This is a genomic window from Kitasatospora sp. NPDC041988, assembly GCF_055588525.1.
Genome location: NZ_JBVJCO010000013.1, coordinates 132851 through 150288, shown reverse-complemented (window position 1 = coordinate 150288; position 17438 = coordinate 132851). Strand labels below are relative to the sequence as shown.

The following is a 17438-nucleotide window of genomic DNA, read 5'->3' as shown; positions in this document are numbered from 1 at the left end:
ATTTCGAGCGGGGGCAGCAGGTCCTGACGCCAGGTCGCACTCTGATGCGAGCTCTGGGCGCCAGCCGGGCCGACTGCCTGGGGTTCTGTCATCGTTGCTCCGGTGTACTCAGGACCATGGCCACCTGCTGGCCCTCCAGCCCCCGCGCGACGGCCACCGCGTGGCGCAGCCGCAGCTCCCTGGCCCGGCCCGGCACCCAGTCCATGAGGTGGCAGTCCGGGTCCGGGTCTTCGAGGTTGAGGGTCGGCGGCACCACGCCGCCGTCCAGCGCGAGCGCGCAGATGGCGGTGTTCAGGGCTCCCGCCCCGGCCACCAGGTGTCCGGTGGCGGGCTTGACGCTGCTGGCCACGGCGGTACGCCCCGGGCCGAGGGCCAGGGCCAGCGCCCGTGCCTCGCTCTGGTCGCCCAGCCGGGTCGCGCAGCCGTGCGCGGCCACGTACGAGACGTCCTCGGCGGCCACCTCGGCCGCCGCCAGCGCCCGGGTGATCGCGTTCGCCAGCGGGTGGCCGTCCGGCTCGGGCGTGATCAGGCCGTCGGCGTCGCGGGTGGCGGCGGTGCCCCGGATCTCGGCGTAGACCGTCGCGCCGCGCGCCCGGGCCGCGTCCAGCTCCTCCAGCACCAGGTAGGCGGCGCCGTCGCCGAGCACCGAGCCGCTGCGCTCGCGGTCGTACGGGCGGAAGACCCGATCGGACGGCAGATCGCCGGTGGCCAGCACGCCGAGGCCGTCCATCTTGGTCATGCTCCACCAGGAGGCGGCGTCGTCCGACCCGCCCGTCAAGGCCACATCGCACTCGCCGCGCCGGATCGACCGGTAAGCGCGCGCGATGGCGCTCGCGCCGGCGTCGGCGGTGCCGTGGAAGTAGGAGTTGGGGCCGGTGAAACCATGCGCGTGGGAGAGGTGGAAGAGCGCGGCCGACTGCAGGCCCTCCACGTAGTACAGCGGGTGGAAGGCGGACGTCATCCGCTCCCCGAGCAGCCGGAAGTCGGCCCGGCCCTGCTCGTCCCGGGCCGCCAGGCTGCCGGCCAGCAGGCGCTCGGGGTTGGAGATCTCCTTGTTTCCGCCGATGAAGAGACCGGCCCGCTCGGGGCGGTACCCGCTCTCCAGCAGGTCGAGATCGGCGTCCTCCATGGCCAGCGCCGCGCCGGCGATGGCCAGCCGGTCGTTGTGCGTGGTCATCCGCAGCGCGCGTTTCTCGGCGTAGAGCTCGGGACGGAAGTTCTCGAGCTCGGCGGCGTGCCGGGTGGTCAGCGCGTGCGCGTCGTAGCCACGGATCGGGCCGACCCCGCTGCGGCCCTCCAGCAGGCCCTTCCAGGTCTCCGCCCGGCCCTCGCCGAGAGCGGTGACCAGGCCGATACCGGTGACGGCCACCCGGCGGCCGGTCCGGGTCATGCGGTCACCCCGTCCAGACCGCTGAGCGCGGTCAGCCGGCTGCCGACCCGGACCAGCCGGATGTCGCGCACGGTGGTGACGGTGTTTCCGTCCACCTTCACCGTGGCCGAGCCACGGACCGAGTCGCGGTCGGCCTCGGCCACCTCGAACGCGATCACCATCCGGTCGCCCGGCTCGACATAGCGCCGGTAGCGGATCCGGGAGGCCTGGGCCATGGTCCAGTCGCCCGGACCGGCCGCCAGCCGGGCGGTCTCGGCGATGTCGTCCAGGATCAGCACCCCGGGCAGCACCGGGAAGCGCGGGAAGTGGGTGGCGAACAGCGGCAGGGTGCCGGGGACGTTGCGGACGGCGACCGCGCGCAGGCCGGGGACCAGCTCCAGGATCCCGTCCATCCGGTGCTCGCCCGGCTGCGCCGTGTCGTACAACTCTGCTGCGGTGCTCATCTTTCCTCCTGGGACGGCCCGGCAGCGGCGCCGCGGACCACGAAGCAGGCGTTGGTGCCGCCGAAGGCGAAGGCGTTCACCAGGACGGCGCGGACCGGGCGGCTGCGTGCCTTGTGCGGTACGTAGTCGAGGTCGAGCTTGGGATCGGGGTGGTCGAGGTTGATCGTGGGCGGCACCACTGACTCACGCAGCGCACCGAGCGCGGCCAGCAGGTTGACCCCGGCGGCGGCCGAGGTCAGGTGCCCGGTCATCGACTTGGGCGAGCTGACGGCCAGCTGGTAGGCGTGCTCCCCGAACACCTGCTTGATCGCGAGAGTCTCGCTGAGGTCGTTGCCCGGGGTGCCGGTGCCGTGCGCGACGACGTAGTCGATCTCCTCGGGCGCCAGCCCGGACTCGGTGATCGCAGCGCGCATCGCGTCGATCGCCCCGCTGCCGTCGGGCGGCGAGTCGGTGATCCGGTAGGCGTTCAGCGAGGAGCCGTAGCCGATCAGTTCGGCGTGGATCCGAGCGCCGCGGGCCACCGCGCCATCCCAGTCCTCCAAGACCGCGAAGACCGCGCCCTCGCCGAGCACGAATCCGGAGCGGTCCGCCTCGAAGGGACGCGAGGCCCGCTCGGGCTCGTCGTTCCAACGGTCCGTCAGCGCGCCGAGCAGCGAGAAGCCGACCACGTCCATCCAGGTGGTCAGGGCATCGAAGCCACCGGCCACCACCAGCTGGGCCTCGCCGTCCTGGATCGCCCGATAGGCCTCGCCGACGGCGTGTGCCGCTCCGGCGCAAGCGGTGCTCAGGCTCAGCATCGGGCCTCGGGCGCCGACCGCTTCGGCCACCGCCCTGCTGCCGAGGTTCTGGTTGCGCAACAGCACATCGGCGGGTGCCTGCCGGTACAGGTCGCGGTACTCGCTCGCCTCCAACTGGTGTGACATGTCGACCAGTTCCTGCAGCGGCGGACGACCCACGGTACCGGCGACGGCGACCGCGCGCCGGTACGGATCGGTCTGCTCCCAGCCCTGTCCGGCGTCCCGCAGCGCCTCCCGGGCGGCGGCCGCGGCGAACAGTGCGGCCCGAGACAGGTGCCGGCGGCTGCGGGCCGGTCCTGCGGCGGCCGGGTCGAAGTCCCGGACCTGGCCGGCGACCCGCACCGGCATCGCCGCGGCGTCGAAGGTCTCCAGCGGACCCACGCCGCTGCGACCCGCGACCATGCCCTTCCAGGTACTCCGCGCGTCGGTGCCCAGCGGGGTGACCGCGCCGATCCCGGTGATCGCCACCCGGGTCATCGGGCGCTCGCCAGTTCGGGCAGCGCGCGGGTCAGGCGGCGCTGGAGCAGCCGGGTGGACTCCAGGTCCTCCAGCTCGTCCGCCGGAAGCAGCGCGCACATGATGGCGTCGGCCGTCATCACCACGCGTCCGCCGACCGAGGCGGTGCCGCTCAGCACGGCCGTCTCGTCGCCGAACGACTCGACCGCGCCCACCAGCGTGAGCATGTCGCCGGGCCGGACCGGGCTGTGGAAGACGACGCCCTCGACGGAGAGCAGGGCGGCGCGCTGACGCAGCTCCGTGGTGATCATGATGAGCCACGTACCGGCCTGGCACAGTGCCTCCAGCACCAGCGGGGCCGGCATCTCGGGGCCGCGTCCGGCGTCCCGCCAGTGGTCCTCCAGCCTGGAGGTCGCCTTGCGAGCACGGACTGATTTGCCCGGTTCCAGGGCGTCGATCCGGTCGATCAGATGGAAGCGCATGGTGATCCTTCGTCGAGAGCGCGGGCGCGCGGGTCGTTTTGCGCCGAGTCCTGCGGTTGATCGTGGGTGCCGTCCTGTGCCGGGAGCAGCACGGCCTGGGCAATGGCGTAGCCGCCGGTGTGCGAGATGGAGACCTTGGCCTGTCCCCAGCCGTCGGCGGCGCAGCGCAGCGCGGTCACGCCGCTCAGGCGCAGCCGCGGAGGCCCCAGTGGCGTGGCAACCACCTCCACGTCCGTCCATGCCTGCCCGCGGCCCAGCCCTGTGCCGAGTGCTTTGAGGAGCGCCTCCTTGGCGGCGAACCGGCCCGCGAGATGGGCCTGCCGGTTGCGCTTGCCCGCGCAGTAGGCCAGCTCACCGGGGGTGAAGATGTCCCGCTCCGCCTGCTCGTTCACTGCGAGCAGGCTGACTACTCGGTCGATCTCCACCAGATCGACCCCGATCGCGATCCGCACGCCGGGCCCCCCTCCCGTCGGTGCACCGCACCATTGGTCGGCGGCGCTGCAGTTGGACAGATCCACACCGCACGGCGGTGGATACAGGCAATTGACCGGATTACGAAGGTGTCCTCGCCGGGCCGCGCCCGTCGACCGACAGGGTGTATCCAGCTCGGCCGGGCCCGGATCTGTCGGGGGAGCGGGCGTTGGCGCCCGGTGTCCGGCGGACAGGCCGGCGTCCAGGGAGGAACGACAGCGATGGACACTCGGGACCGGAAACATGTGGCGGTAGGTACATGAACGGGTTGCCGCACGGACCACTGCGGCGTTCGCTGAAGGTCGCGGCGCTGCCGATCGGGCACGCCCGGCGCAGCGCGTTCGGCCTCGCCCGCCGGATCGCCGGCGGAGCCCAGGAGGCGGTCCGCGCCCAGGTCCAGGAGCGCACCGCGCAGCAGCTGTTCGCCATCATCGGTGAACTCAAGGGTGGCACACAGAAGTTCGCCCAGGTGCTGAGCGTGATGGAGGCCGGCCTGCCAGAGCACGTGGCCGCGCCCTACCGCGCCGCCCTGACCAGCTTGCAGGAGGCCGGACCCGCGCTCCCCAGGTCGGTGGTGAACAACGTGCTACGCGCCGAGCTCGGGGACGACTGGCGTTCGCCGATGCGGGAATTCGACGACACACCGGTCGCCACGGCCTCGATCGGCCAGGTCCACCGGGCGGTCTGGCGGGACGGGACGCAGGTCGCCGTCAAGGTCCAACACCCCGGCGCCGACCGCGCCCTGCACTCCGATCTGGGCAATCTCAAGCGGCTCGGCCTGGTCATCGCGCCGTTCGCCGACGGGCTCCCGATCAGCGACCTGCTGCGCGAGGTCCGGGAGCGGATGCTGGAGGAACTCGACTACCGCAAGGAGGCCGAGGCGCAGACCGCCTTCGCCGAGGCCTTCGCCGACGACCCCGACTTCGTGGTGCCGCGCGTCGTGCTCGGTACCGAACGGGTGCTGGTGACCGAGTGGCTGGACGGCACGCCCGCGGCCGCGGTGATCGACGCCGGCACCCAGCAGCAACGCGACCGGCTGGGCCTGCTGCTGGTGCGCCTCATGTATGCCGGACCGCAGCGGATCGGCCTGCTGCACTCGGACCCGCACCCCGGCAACTTCCGGCTCCGCGAGGACGGCCGGCTCGGCGTGCTGGACTTCGGAGCCGTCACCCGCCTCCCCGACGGCCTGCCGGGATGGATCGGCGGCGTGATGAGCGCCTGCGCGAACGGCGATCCGGACGGCATGGCCGAGGTGCTGCGCGCGCACGGGATGCTCAAACCCGACGATCGCCACCAGGACTTCGACTGGCTGTACACGGCGATGGCCCCGATGGCCGCCTCGCTCTCCGAGAAGATCTTCGCCTTCGATCGGGACTGGATGCGCGAGGTGATGCGCTCCGCGACGCTCACCAAGGAGTCCCAGACCATTCGGACGCACGTCCGGATGCCTCCCGAGCATGCGCTGGTCCAGCGGGTCTGGCTGGCCACGCTGGCCATGCTCTGCCAGCTCGGCGCCCAGGTGGAGATCCGCGCCGAGGCGCTGGCGGGCCTGCCCGGCTTCGTTTAGACCCGGCCCGCCTTCCGCCCGGCTTCCCGTCCGACTTCCTGTCCAACTTCCCGTCCAAACAGAGTTGAGAGGACCACTGTGGAAACCCAGAACGACATACTGGTGGCGAGCACAGAACAGATCCCGCCGGATGGAATCCTCACCGTCGACCTGGGCGGAAGTCCGGTGCTGCTCAGCCGGGTCGGCGATGCGGTCCACGCGATCAGCGGGCTCTGCTCCCATGAGGGAGCCCAGTTGTCCGAGGGCGAGGTGGAGGACGGCACCATCGAGTGCCCGTGGCATTTCAGCCGGTTCTGCCTGCGCACCGGCGAGGCCCTGGACCTGCCCGCGACCGAGGCGGTGCCGGCGTTCACGGCACGGGTGGAGGGCAGCGACATCTATCTCTCGCCCACCGCACACACCGCCGACTGAGAAAGCCGGAACCAAGAAGGCCGGGGGCGGTCGCGCACGATGCGCACCCACCCCCGGCCTTCGGTCGTCTCAGGAGGCCGGAACCTCAGCCGGGACCTCCGCCGGCGCCGCCCCGTGTCCGAGAGGGCAGCCGGCCGCCGGTTCCCCGTCCGGCTCGGCGGCCGGCTCCCGCACCGCTTCCGTCGCGGCGGCCGGTTCGGTGATGCCCGGCGCCGCGCCGCGCGCCGGCACCGGGCGCAGCGTCATCTTGATGCCGTGCTTGGCCCGCAGTGAGATGTCCGGCTGGATGACCACCGGATGCCCCGGCACCATGTCCAGGTGGAAGCGCTGCAGGATCGACGCCACCACGATGGTCAACTCCATGTTGGCGAAGGCCAGTCCCACACAGTTGCGGGGCCCTCCCACATAGGGGACGTAGGCGTACCTGGGCCGGCCGGCCGACCGCTCGCGGGTGAATCGGAGCGGATCGAAGCCCTCGGGGTTGTCCCAGAACTCCGGATTGCGGTGCGTGATGTACGTACTGAGCAGGAGAAAGGAGCCCGCCGGGATGTGGTAGCCACCCAGGACGTCGTCCTCACGCGGCATCCGTGCCACCTGCCACAGCGGCGGGTAGAGCCGCAGCGCCTCTTGGATGAACAGCTTCAGGTACTTCAGCTGCGGCAGGTCCTCCATGGTCGGCGGGCGGTCCCCGAGGACGTCGAGCACCTCCTGCCTGGCGTGCTCGGTCTCTGCGGGCCGGGTGGAGAGCAGATGGCAGATCCACGACAGGGTGGCCGCGACCGTCTCGTGCCCGGCGATGAAAAGCGTCATCACCTGGTCGCGCAGCTGCTCGTCCGTCATCAGCCGCCCGGTCTCCGGGTCGGGGGTGCGCATCAGCATGGACAGCAGGTCCTGCGCCTCCCCCTCGGCCGGCAGCCGGCGCCGCTCGGTAATCAGTCGGTACACCGTGTCGTCAAGGAGCGCGCGGGCCGCGCGGAAGCGTCGGTTGCGCGGGGTCGGCACCCGTTCCGGGATGTCGGCCACGGCGATGAGCTTGCTGTTGATGTGCTCCAGCTGGACCGCGACCGCGTGGCCGAGCGACAAGGCGTCGCTCGACCAGTCGGCACGGAACAGACAGCGGGCGAGGATCTCCAGGGTGAGGCTCTGCATCTCGGTCCTGGCGTCGATCACCTCCCCGTAGCGCGCGGTCCGCTCCCACCGGTCGAGCATCGCGGCGGCGCTGTCCGCCATGACACCGGCGAACTGCTCCAGCGGCTCCCTGCGGAAGGTCGGCGCCACCGTGCGCCGCTGGGCGCGCCACACTTCGCCCTCGCTGGTGACGAGCCCCTGGCCGACCGAGACTCCCACCTTGCGGTTGAAGTCCTCGGGGTGCGGATAGTTGTCGAAGCGGTCCGCGAGGATGTGCTTGAGGTGGTCGGGGTGGGTGACGAGGACGACGGGCACCGGTCCTCTGAACTGGACCAGGTCGCCGTGCTCGCGCCAGGCGGCGATGAAGGTGCCCAGCGGATCCCGGCGGAAGTCGAGCGCGGAGCCGAGTAGCGGCAGTCCGCGCGGGCCGGGTGGCCGCCGCCCTACCGTGCGTTCCCCCGGCATCAGAGCGCTCCTTCCACGGCTGCCGTGAAGTGCTGCAATCGCATCGGCATCCCACCGCGCGGATAGAGGAAGACATTCGACGTCGGCTCGCAGACATGCCCGCCGGCCAGGGTCAGCCGGTAGGCCTGCAGGATCCGCGCGATGACCAGGGGAGCCTCCAGCACGGCCACCGACGATCCCGGGCACAGCCGGGGCCCGCGGGAGAACGGGATGTACGCGTAGAGCGGGGCGCCACCGGTCGCGTTCTTCTCGAACCGCTCCGGACGGAACCCCTCCGGGTTCTCCCAGAATTGCGGGTGGCGATGCATCAGGTACGGGCTGATGAACACCTGGGACCCGGAGGGGATGTGGTAGCCACCGATCTCGTCGTCCTCCAGCGGGCTGCGCGACAGCGTCCACACCGAGGGGTAGAGCCGCAGCACCTCCTGGTAGAAGGCCCGCAGGTAGCGCAACTTGGGCAGGTCCGAGGCCTGCGGCTCACGGTCCCCGCACACCTCGGCGATCTCCGCCCTCGCCTTGCGCTCGGCCTCCGGATGCCGCGAGAGCAGCGAGAAGGCCCACACCAGTGACAGCGCCGTGGTCTCGTAGCCGCCGAGGAACATGGTGACGACCTCGTCGCGCAGCTGCTTGTCGGACATCCGTTCGCCGGTCTGCTCGTCCTGGGCGTTCAGGAACCGGGTCAGCAGGTCGTCCGGAGGTGAACTGTCCCGGCGGCGCTCGGAAATGAGCCCGTAGACGAAGGAGTCAAGGGTCGCGCGCGCCTGGAGGAACCGGGTGCGCGCCCGGCTGGGCAGCGACTGGGGCAGCTCCACGAAGCGTTGCAGGCGCACATTGGTGTACGCGTTGCAGATCCGCACCGCTCGAGCCAACTCGCCCGCCCGGCCGCTCACATCGGTGCTGAACAGCGTCTGCATGACGATGGTCAGCGCCAGCCGGAACATCTCGGGCGTGATGTCGAAGGTCTCCTCGCGGGTGGCCCTCCCGTGCCAGTCCAAGACCAGCTGGCTGGTGGCGTCGACCATCGCGGGCCCGAACCCGGAGATCCGCGACCCCTTGAAGGCGGGCTGGGCGAGCCGTCGCTGGCGGAAGTGGAACTCGCCGTTGCTGGTGAACAGCCCTTGCCCCACCCAGGGTTCGAACTTGCCGACCGACAGCGGGTCCTTGGGGTAGTTGGGCTGCCGGTCGTCGAGCACATGCTTGATGTGGTCGGGATGCACGATCAGGAACAGGTTGCGCTTGCCCGGAAGCCGGAACCGGACGATGTCGCCGTAGTCGCGCCAGGCCCGGGTGAAGGTGCCGACCAGGTCGCGGACGAGGTCGGGGCCGCAGCCGACCACGGGATAGCCCTGCGGCCCCGGGGCCTGGCGGACGCGGCCGCTCAGGGTCAGACTCATGCTGCCTCGCTCTACTGGTGAGATGTCGTCAGCGGTTGCGGATCTTGTGCCGGGCGACGTGCAGGATGTTCCCGAAGGTGAGCTTGAGGATGGCGCCCGGACCACTGCCCGGCTCCGGGGCCATGCCGCACTGCTCGACCATGGAGGCGGTGCTCTCCTCGTGCCACAGCTCGGAGAACCTCCCGTCCCGGACGACGTGGAAGTCCAGGCCGGTCATCGTCATCCGGCGGCCGGTGCCGGGGAATCCGTACAGCTCGCCGTGGAAGGTCCCGGTGGCGGTCCAGCGGTCGATGACCTTGTCCCCCATGATCACCACGTCGTCCAGGAAGAACCGCAGGTCCGGGAAGGCGTCGTGCATGAGCTGAACGGCCGCGCGGTGGCCGGCCGGGCCCTGCGGGCAGCCGGGCAGCGGCATGTGGTCCTTCCAGTCAGTGGAGAGGAGCTCGCGCTCGGTCTCGGCGTTGTTCTTGTCCCAGACCTCCTCGATGTAGCGGCGGGCCATTTCGTGGTAGGTCTTGTCGAGCGATCCGTCGGAGTTGGCGGCGGACTGGGTGTCGATGCGGGCGGGACGCGACATCAGCGGTCCTTTCGGGAGCGAATACTGGTGACGGGATGGGTGAACGTGCGCAACCGGGCGCGTTCAGAGCTCCGGGCCGACATCGGTCACACCGGCGGCACGGAGGATCTCCTGGGCGGTGTGGCTGCCGGAGACGATCACCCGCAGTGCGCTGGCGGCCTGCGCCCAGTGGCCGGAGAGGTAGAGCCCCTCGATCGGGGTGTGGTAGGTCAGCCGCTTGCTGCCGGCCTGCATCGGGGTGTTCTCCCAGCCGTAGGCCGCACCGCGGTGGTTGCCCGTGAAGCGCTCCAGGGTCAGCGGAGTCGAGCTGGAGACGAAGGTGAGTCCGGCCTTGAACCCCGGGTAGAGCCGCTCGATCAGGTTGAGGTACTTCTCCTGCAGCTTGGGCTTCAGCTCCTCCCACGGCTCCGGACCCTCGTACGGAGCCAGCGCCGTCGAGGTGACCAGGTGCTCGCCGGGCGGGCCGAGGCTGGGGTCGAGCAGCGTGGGGACGACCACCACGGTGGCCGGCGCCTCACCCTCGGAGAAACCGGCGAAGTTGCGGTCGTGATCGTCGGACTCGTAGATGAAGGTTTCGTGCGCCCCGCCCGCCGCCGCGATGTCCAGGGTCGTGGCCGCGTACACCACGAACATCGACATGGATCCCTTGAGCGAACGCAGTCGGCGGTTGTACGCCTTCGGCAGATGCTCCAGGCCCACCAGGTCCTGGAAGGTGTGGGTGGCGTCCGCGTTGGAGATGACGATCGGCGCCCGGAGTTCCTGGCCGCCGGCCAGCACGACGCCCTCGGTGCGCCCGTCGCGGATCAGGATCTTCTCGACGGGTGAATTGGTGACGATCTCGCCGCCGTCGCGCTCGATCGCCGTGGTGAAGGCCTTCACCAGGTGCTGGAAGCCGCCCTTGCAGTGGTAGAGGCCGTGCATCTGGGTGTACAGGAACCGGGCGAAGAGCTCGAAGGAGAGCTGGGACGGCGGCAGCCCCATGTACGGCCAGCCGGCGCTGCAGAACGCCTTGCAGCGCGGGTCGGAGATGTACTGGTCGAGCACCTCTCCGAGGGTGGACAGCCGGTGCCCGAACAGCGTGGGGAAGCGCTCGACCGCCTCGCTGAGCTCCTTGGGCGACAGCTGAACCGGGACCTGATGGGCCTCGGCCAGAAACTGCTCGCAGAGCCCGAAGAAGCCCCGGATGCCCGCTTCCTCGTGCGGAAAGAGCTTGACGTGCGCGGCGATGAACTCCTCGGAGCCGAACGGCGCGTCCAGGACGTCGTCGTCGATGACCACCCGGTACAGGGCGTCGGACTCGACGAAGTCACACATCTCACGTACGCCCAGGTAGCGCAGGAGAACGTCGATGGTGCCGCCCTCGGCCGCGCCCGGCACCACGTGGATGGCCGGGTCGTAGTAGCGCTCGCCGGCCCGGAAGGCATGGGCGTAGCCGCCGATCCCGGCGCCCCGCTCGGCGACCAGGACCCGGCGCCCGAACCTGGCCAGATAGGCCGCCGCCGACAGGCCGCCGAGACCGCTGCCAACCACGATCACATCGAAGTCCGTGTCCGTCAGAGGTGGTGCTGTGCTGGTCATCGAACCTCCAGGAGGTGTGCGGTGCTCTCTTCACTCAGGAAGATCCGGCCACCGCCCCGCTGGATACAGGCAGTTGGCCGATGCGCTCTCATCCGGCCTGCTGTTCACGCCCGCCCGGGCTCAGCGGAACTCGGTGAGCGGCAGCGTCGACCGGGTGAACAGGCGGGTCAGCAGCGGCCGGGGCATGCCGCCCATCATCCGGTCGCGCAGCGGCGACGGCAGCGAACGCATCCGCAGCATTCCCCGGGCTCGTTCGAAGTGCTTCAGGACTCGCGGATAGCGGTCGTCCTCGTAGCTGCGCAGCGCCGCCTCCACGTCGTCGGTGCGGGCCAGGCGGGCGGCGAGCACCGCCGCGTCCTCCAGGGCCATGCAGGCCCCCTGGCCGATGGTGGGCAGGATCGGATGGGCCGCGTCTCCGAGCAGGGTGATCCGGCCGCGCCCCCAGTTGCGCACCGGCCGGCGATCCCAGGCCTGGCCGGGGAAGAGCTGGTCGGCCGGCGTGCGGGAGACCAACTCGCGCACCACCTCGGGCCAGCCCTCCCCGGTGGGTGGTTCGTCGATCGAGCCGTCGACGAACCAGTACACCCGGTCCCGGGTCAGCGGCATGATGCCGCAGGTCCCCTTGGCTCCGAAGTGGAAGTCGGTTCCCTGGTACGTCCAGACGCTGCCCCGGTCGACCACGCCCTGCCAGCTCTCCAACGGGTTCTCCCGGCGCTCGTCCTGGCCCGGCGGCAGCAGTCCGGCGCGGACGGTGGAGCCCACGCCGTCGGCGCCGACGATCAGGTCGGCGCGCAGACGCTCCCCGTCCGCCAGTACGACGGTTCCGTCGGCGGTGCACCGCACGACCTCCGCGCCGAACCGGACGGTGGTGCCGGCCTGTTCGATCAGGGTGTCCAGCAACTCCGCGCGGGTCACCCCCTGGCCGGTGACGCCGTAGTCCTGCTGCAGGAAGCCCAGGTCGATGGCGGCCAGCTGCTTTCCGGCGCCGTTGAACATCCGCGCGGAGCCGATCGGCTGGCAGATCTTCAGGAGCGCCTCGTACATCTCCTCGCCGCCCGAACTACGCACCGCGCGCAGGGCGTTGGGCCAGATGGTGATCGCCAGTCCGTCCCGGCGCGCCGCAGAGCGCTCGAGGACCGTGACGTCCATGCCCTGCCGGGTCAGCATCCCGGCCAGGGCGAGGCCGCCCACTCCACTGCCCACAATGATCACTGACCGTCGTGCCATGCCGGATTCCCCTTGCTCTCGCGGAAGTTGTTCATAACCGCGGGTGCCGGTCCGGAGCGTGTCTCCCGGACCGGCACCCGTGTGGTCTCAGCTGTCCTCGGCCGGGGTCACACCAGGCCGAAGGGGTTGACCGCCCGATAGTCGAGCCGGCTCCAGTGCTCGACGAACCGGCCGTTCTTCACCTGGAAGACATCGGCCCGGTTCAACCGCAACTCCTTGCCGGTGCCCTTCTCGTGGCCGTGCCAGACCCAGAAGACGACAGCCTGGTTGTTGTCCACGACCGTGTGCTTGATCTCGAAGCTCAGGTCGGGGAAACGCTCCCGGTAGCTGCGCAGGTTCTCCTGCAGGCCCTCGGCGCCGGGCGCGACACCGCGCTGGTGCTCGATCAGGTCCGGGGCGATCGCGCCGGGCAGCGACAGGCCCGGGTTGCGGTAGAAGAGGTCGACCGTCCACAGCAGGGCGACCTGGTTCTGCCGCTGCTGCCGGGTGCCGCGCCAGTCGACCGGGGTGCCGGGCTCGTCACCGCCGGGCAGGTTCACACCGAAGGCCTGCATGGCTGCGTAGTCGACCGCGTCCCAGTGCTCGGCGAGCTTGCCGTCCTGCACCCGGTACAACTCGGCGGTCTCGAACACCAGTTCCTTGCCGGTCTGCACCTGGTGTCCGGTGAAGGTGGCCAGCAGCATGACCTTGTCGCCCTGCGGCACCACCGTGTGGATGGTGGCGGTCAGGTCGGGGAAGATGCTGTGGAACAGGTGGTAGTCCTCGAAATAACCCTGGAGTCCCTGCTTGAGACCGGGGCTGTGCTGGATGTAGTCATCCCGCATGTACTCGCCGGCGCGCTCCAGTTGGTGCTTCGCGAGGATCTCGGTGTAGAAGCCGAGCACCACCTTCTTGCTCGCCTCGCCCTGCGTGTCGACCCGCTGGTCGCGCCGGCCCGCGGCGTCCTGCGCCGCGTTCGCGTTGCCCCAGGTGAAGACGGCGAGCAACACCCCGACCACAGCCACGATCAGGACCCGCAGGAGTTTGCTCTTCTTCTTCACACGCTTGCCGTCCGACATCTCGACACCTTCCTTCGGCTGACTTTCCTTCATGCGACTGGATTCCTTTCACGGTCGTGCAGTTGAGGAGCCGGAACGGGTGCGGCGGCGCCGTCCGGCCGGGCTCGACCGGGCAGCAGCAGCAAGGTGGCCAGCACTCCGGCTGCGGCCGCCCCGGAGGCAACCGTCATCGCGTCGGCGAGCGCGCCGACATAGGCGTCCGATGCGAGGGCGAGGAGGCCGCCGCCGGCCTCACCGCCGATCCGGGAGGCCACCTCGGCCGCTCCGCCGAGCGAGTCGTGGACCGCACTGGCGGCGGGCTCGGGCAGTCCGCCGAGGTCCGGCAGACCGTCGCGGTACGCGGTGGTCAGCACGCTGCCGACCACCGCGATCCCGAGCGAGCCGCCCACCTGGAGGGTCGCATCGGTGACCGCCGACGCGGCGCCGCCCTGCTCCTCGGGCGCGGCAGCCAGGATGGCGTTGGCGCACGGCGGCAGCACCAGGCCCATGGTGAAGCCGAACAGCGCGAGGGCTCCGAGCGCGAGCTGCTCCGCACCGGCGTCGGCCCGCGCCATCAGCAGCATGCTCCCGGTGAGCGCCACCAGACCGGTGACGGCGACCGGCTTGATGCCGATCCGCTCGGCCAGCTTGCCGCCGAGGCCGGCGCCGATGATCGCGGTCAGCACCGGCAGCAGCCGCACCCCCGCCGCCAACGGCCCGTGGCCACGGACGAACTGAAGATACTGGGTGACCACGAAGAGCAGCCCGAACAGACAGAAGTTCACGCAGAACATCGCGACGGCGCTCCCCGCGAACTGGGGAGCCCGGAACAGCGCGGCGGATAGCATCGGGTGCGCGGTGCGCCGCTCCCACCAGACGAACGCAGCGAGGAAGACCGTTCCGGCCCCGAGCGCGGACAGCGTCACCGGATCGGTCCAGCCGTACTGGGGGCCCTCGATGATGCCGTAGACGAGCACGCCGAGACCGGCCACGGAGAGCAGCACGCCGACCAGATCGAGCGCGGTGCGCTCGGGGTTGCGGGACTCGGGCACCATGACCGCCGAGGCGAGCAGGGCGACCAGCACGATCGGCACGCTGATCAGGAAGACCGAGCCCCACCAGAAGTGCTCGAGGAGCAGCCCGCCGAGCACCGGTCCCAGCGGCACGCCGATGGCACCGGAGCCGGCCCAGATGCTGATCGCCTTCGCCTGTTCCCCGGCCGGGAAGATGTTCTTGATGATGGACAGGGTGGCGGGCATGACGAACGCACCGCCCATGCCCATGCCGGCCCGCATGGCGATGAGCAGGGTGGGACTGCTCGCGTACGCGGCCGCCAGACTGAAACCGAGGACCAGCACCAGGCCGGCGAGCAGCACCCGCTTGCGCCCGAAACGGTCGCCGAGCCCGCCGGCGAGCAGCAGCAGCCCGCCGAAGGCCAGGGTGTACGCGTCGATGATCCACTGCAGTTCCCCGCCGGTGGCCGCGAGGTCGTGCTGGACCCGGGGCAGCGCGAGATTGAGGATCAGATTGTCCATGCCGGTGACGATCAGGCTCAGACACAGGACGGCGAGGATGCGCCAGCGGCTTCGGTGCACGGCAGAAGAGTTCACGGCAACGGCTTCCCTCTGGATCATTGGGCCGAGCGGCCGGTTAGGGGGCGGGGGTCGGTGAGGCCGCGCGAGTCGCTGTCGCCGGCTGACGGACCCTCGGTGGTCGCAACCGGCGCCTCGGCGATGCCGAAGCGACGGTGCAAGCGGCGCAGCGGCCCGGGCGCCCACCAGTTGACCGGCCCGAGCAGCCGCATGAAGGCGGGCAGCAGCAGACCACGGACCACCAGGGCGTCGATCACCAGGGCCAGCGTGAGTCCGAGCGCGAACATCTTCTGGAAGGCGATGGTGCTGGTGAACAGGCCCGCGACGGTGACCACACCCATCAGGGCGGCCGCCGAGGTGACCAGCCCACCGGTGCGCTGCAGCCCGCCGGCCACGGCCGTCACGTCGTCGGCACCCGCGTCGTGGGCATCCTTGATCCGCGAGAGCATGAACACCTCGTAGTCCATGGAGAGCCCGAACAGCAGGCAGAACATCAGGATGGGGGCAACCGCGGTCAGTGCGCCGGTGGCGGTGAAGTCGAGCAGCCCCGACAGGTGTCCGTCCTGGAAGACCCACACCATCGCGCCGAACGTCGCGCTGAGGCTGAGCACATTCAGCACCAGCGCCTTCAGCGGCAGCACCACGCTCCCGGTGAAGAGGAAGAGCAGCACGATCATCGCGACCGCCACAGACCCGAGCACCATCGGCAGATGGTCGCCGAGGGTCTGCTTGGTGTCCGCGAGGGCCGGCCCGGCTCCGGTCATCTTCACCGGCCAGGGCGCACTCACCGCGCGCAGGTCCCGCACCAGGCGCTCCCCGCTGTCCGAGTACGTCTCCACCGACGGCACCACCCGCAGGTACGTTCCGGCCTCGGTGGCGGTGGCCTGGTCGGCGGGGCCCGGGGCGCCGGCCAGAGTGCCGGCCCGGTACTCACCGGCGTACGAACTCACCGAGGCCACCCCGGCCACCTGGGAGAGCCGTTGGGCGTAGGAGCCGATCTCGCCGGTCTTGGTCCTGCCGTCGCCGATCCCGGTGGCCACGACCGTGATCTCGTCCGCCGAGCGCGAGCCGAAGGCGGTCCTGACCGTCTCGCCGACCTGGCGGCTCTGTGAGCTCTTGGGCAGCTGACGGTCGTCGGGCAGACTGAACTTGACGCCGGCGAAGGGCGATCCGAGGGCCACCAGGGCGACCACGGCCACGGCTGCGACCGGCACCGGGAAGCGCATCACCAGGGTGGCGACCCTGTGCCAGAGGCCGTGCTCCGGCGCCGTCCGGCCGGCGGCCGTCGCGCCCCGCGCCCGAGTGCGGCGCAGCAGCCTGCGGGCGTCCAGGCTGTTGACCTTCGCGCCGAACAGAGCGAGCAGGGTCGGGACGACGATGATGGCGGCCAGTGCGGCGAACAGGGACACCCCGATGCCGGCCACCGCGATCGAGCGCAGGAAGTACAGCGGGAAGATCGCCAGCGCGGCCAGCGACAGCATCACGGTGAGAGCGGAGAAGAGCACCGTGCGCCCCGCCGTGCGGACCGCGGCGACGATGGCCTCCGAACGCACAGCCCGGTCGGTGATGTCACCGCCTCGGGCGTTCAGCTCCTCGCGGTAGCGCGAGACGACGAACAGGCTGTAGTCGATGGCCAGGCCCAGGCCGATGATGGTGGTGGCGTTGAGCGCGATCACCGACACGTCCATGAACATCGCCATGACCCGCAGCAACAGTAGGACGCCGACGACCACGGGGATGGTCATCAGGATCGGCAGCAGCGCGGCCACCAGACTGCCGAAGACCAGCATGAGCACCACCAGGAGCACCGGGAAGGCGATCTGCTCCATGGCCATCAGGTCCTGCTGCGCCGCGGCCTCGGTGTCCTGCGCGGCGGCCACACTGCCGCCCAGCTTGACCTCCAGGGCACCCTGGGTGCCCGCGTACTCCTTGCGCAGCCCGTCGATCCGCTTGGCCGCGGCGGTCTCGTCGCCCGAGATGTGGGCGAGCACCAGGGCGGCCCGCCCGTCGCCGTCCTTCAGCGCCGGCTGCTTGCCACTGGTCCAGTAGGAGGCCACCTGCTCGATGCCCTGCTCGCGGCTCAGCCGCCCGGCCAGCGCCGTGCCGTCCGAGGTCGCCTCGGGGGCGTCCACCGAGGACTTCGCGGTGGCCACCAGGACGAGGTTGATGCCCTGGACGTGGAACTGGTCGGCCAGTGCCTGGCGAGCCTGGGTGGATTCCGCGGCCGGGTCGTCGAAGCCGCCGGCGGCCAGCTTGCTGACCACCCCGCCGCCGAGGGCTGCGCTCAGTACGACAAACCCGAGAATGGCGAGGAGAAACCTCTTGGGGCGGGCCGTCACAGCCCTCCCGATACGCACGAGCATGATGCTCCGATCTCATCCGATCTCAAGGGGTGGGATGCTCGGGCGCGTACCGAAGTGACG

Annotated in this window: 15 protein-coding genes; 2 read left to right on the top strand and 13 right to left on the bottom strand. The window is 70.6% G+C overall.

The genetic code is table 11. The features are described 5' to 3' along the window. Nucleotides 1–88: 88 nt before the first annotated feature. Genes ACZ6NC_RS15970 through acpS form a run of 5 tightly spaced genes read right to left on the bottom strand, consistent with a single transcriptional unit; the run spans nt 89 to nt 4020 of the window. Nucleotides 89–1390 (bottom strand): beta-ketoacyl-[acyl-carrier-protein] synthase family protein, encoded by a 1302-nt coding sequence (locus ACZ6NC_RS15970; RefSeq protein WP_465733021.1) that lies wholly within the window; start codon nt 1388–1390, stop codon nt 89–91. After that, nucleotides 1387–1833 (bottom strand): 3-hydroxyacyl-ACP dehydratase FabZ family protein, encoded by a 447-nt coding sequence (locus ACZ6NC_RS15965; protein ID WP_465733019.1) that lies wholly within the window; start codon nt 1831–1833, stop codon nt 1387–1389. The genes ACZ6NC_RS15970 and ACZ6NC_RS15965 overlap by 4 nt, the downstream gene beginning before the upstream one ends. Further along, nucleotides 1830–3107 carry a beta-ketoacyl-[acyl-carrier-protein] synthase family protein gene (locus ACZ6NC_RS15960; RefSeq protein WP_465733017.1) on the bottom strand — a complete coding sequence of 426 codons (1278 nt, stop codon included), beginning with the start codon at nt 3105–3107 and terminating at the stop codon, nt 1830–1832. Before ACZ6NC_RS15960 ends, ACZ6NC_RS15965 begins: the two co-directional genes overlap by 4 nt. Continuing rightward, complete coding sequence (locus tag ACZ6NC_RS15955; RefSeq protein ID WP_465733015.1) at nt 3104–3568, bottom strand: hotdog family protein; 465 nt, start codon at nt 3566–3568, stop codon at nt 3104–3106. Before ACZ6NC_RS15955 ends, ACZ6NC_RS15960 begins: the two co-directional genes overlap by 4 nt. Further along, the gene (acpS, locus tag ACZ6NC_RS15950) at nt 3553–4020 is read right to left on the bottom strand and encodes a holo-ACP synthase (RefSeq protein ID WP_465733013.1); all 468 of its coding nucleotides are present in this window, start codon (nt 4018–4020) and stop codon (nt 3553–3555) included. Before acpS ends, ACZ6NC_RS15955 begins: the two co-directional genes overlap by 16 nt. Before the next feature lie 278 nt (nt 4021–4298). Here acpS and ACZ6NC_RS15945 point away from each other — a divergent pair, with 278 nt between their 5' ends. Then, entirely contained in the window at nt 4299–5606 is a 1308-nt protein-coding gene (locus ACZ6NC_RS15945; protein WP_465733011.1) for an ABC1 kinase family protein, read from the top strand. A 78-nt stretch (nt 5607–5684) separates the two neighbouring features. Then, entirely contained in the window at nt 5685–6017 is a 333-nt protein-coding gene (locus tag ACZ6NC_RS15940; RefSeq protein ID WP_465733009.1) for a non-heme iron oxygenase ferredoxin subunit, read from the top strand. Between the two features lie 69 nt (nt 6018–6086). Here ACZ6NC_RS15940 and ACZ6NC_RS15935 read toward each other — a convergent pair whose 3' ends face one another. The 8 genes from ACZ6NC_RS15935 to ACZ6NC_RS15900 all read right to left on the bottom strand — a co-directional run bounded on the left by ACZ6NC_RS15935 (nt 6087) and on the right by ACZ6NC_RS15900 (nt 17372). Continuing rightward, nucleotides 6087–7610: a cytochrome P450 gene (locus ACZ6NC_RS15935; RefSeq protein WP_465733007.1), complete on the bottom strand. Its 1524-nt coding sequence runs from the start codon at nt 7608–7610 to the stop codon at nt 6087–6089. After that, nucleotides 7610–9004, bottom strand: coding sequence for a cytochrome P450 (locus tag ACZ6NC_RS15930; RefSeq protein WP_465733005.1), 1395 nt, complete (start codon nt 9002–9004; stop codon nt 7610–7612). The genes ACZ6NC_RS15935 and ACZ6NC_RS15930 overlap by 1 nt, the downstream gene beginning before the upstream one ends. Nucleotides 9005–9032: 28 nt before the next feature. Next, nucleotides 9033–9581: an ester cyclase gene (locus ACZ6NC_RS15925; RefSeq protein WP_465733003.1), complete on the bottom strand. Its 549-nt coding sequence runs from the start codon at nt 9579–9581 to the stop codon at nt 9033–9035. Nucleotides 9582–9644: 63 nt separating this feature from the next. Beyond that, nucleotides 9645–11159, bottom strand: a complete 1515-nt coding sequence (locus ACZ6NC_RS15920; RefSeq protein WP_465733001.1) for a phytoene desaturase family protein — start codon at nt 11157–11159, stop codon at nt 9645–9647. Between the two features lie 120 nt (nt 11160–11279). Next, a complete protein-coding gene (locus ACZ6NC_RS15915; protein WP_465732999.1) occupies nt 11280–12386 on the bottom strand; it encodes an FAD-dependent oxidoreductase in 1107 nt (368 codons plus the stop codon). Between the two features lie 107 nt (nt 12387–12493). Beyond that, nucleotides 12494–13477, bottom strand: a complete 984-nt coding sequence (locus ACZ6NC_RS15910) for an ester cyclase (RefSeq protein WP_465732997.1) — start codon at nt 13475–13477, stop codon at nt 12494–12496. Beyond that, the gene (locus ACZ6NC_RS15905; RefSeq protein ID WP_465732995.1) at nt 13474–15033 is read right to left on the bottom strand and encodes an MFS transporter; all 1560 of its coding nucleotides are present in this window, start codon (nt 15031–15033) and stop codon (nt 13474–13476) included. Before ACZ6NC_RS15905 ends, ACZ6NC_RS15910 begins: the two co-directional genes overlap by 4 nt. 20 nt (nt 15034–15053) lie before the next feature. After that, entirely contained in the window at nt 15054–17372 is a 2319-nt protein-coding gene (locus ACZ6NC_RS15900) for an MMPL family transporter (RefSeq protein ID WP_465732993.1), read from the bottom strand. Nucleotides 17373–17438 lie beyond the last annotated feature (66 nt).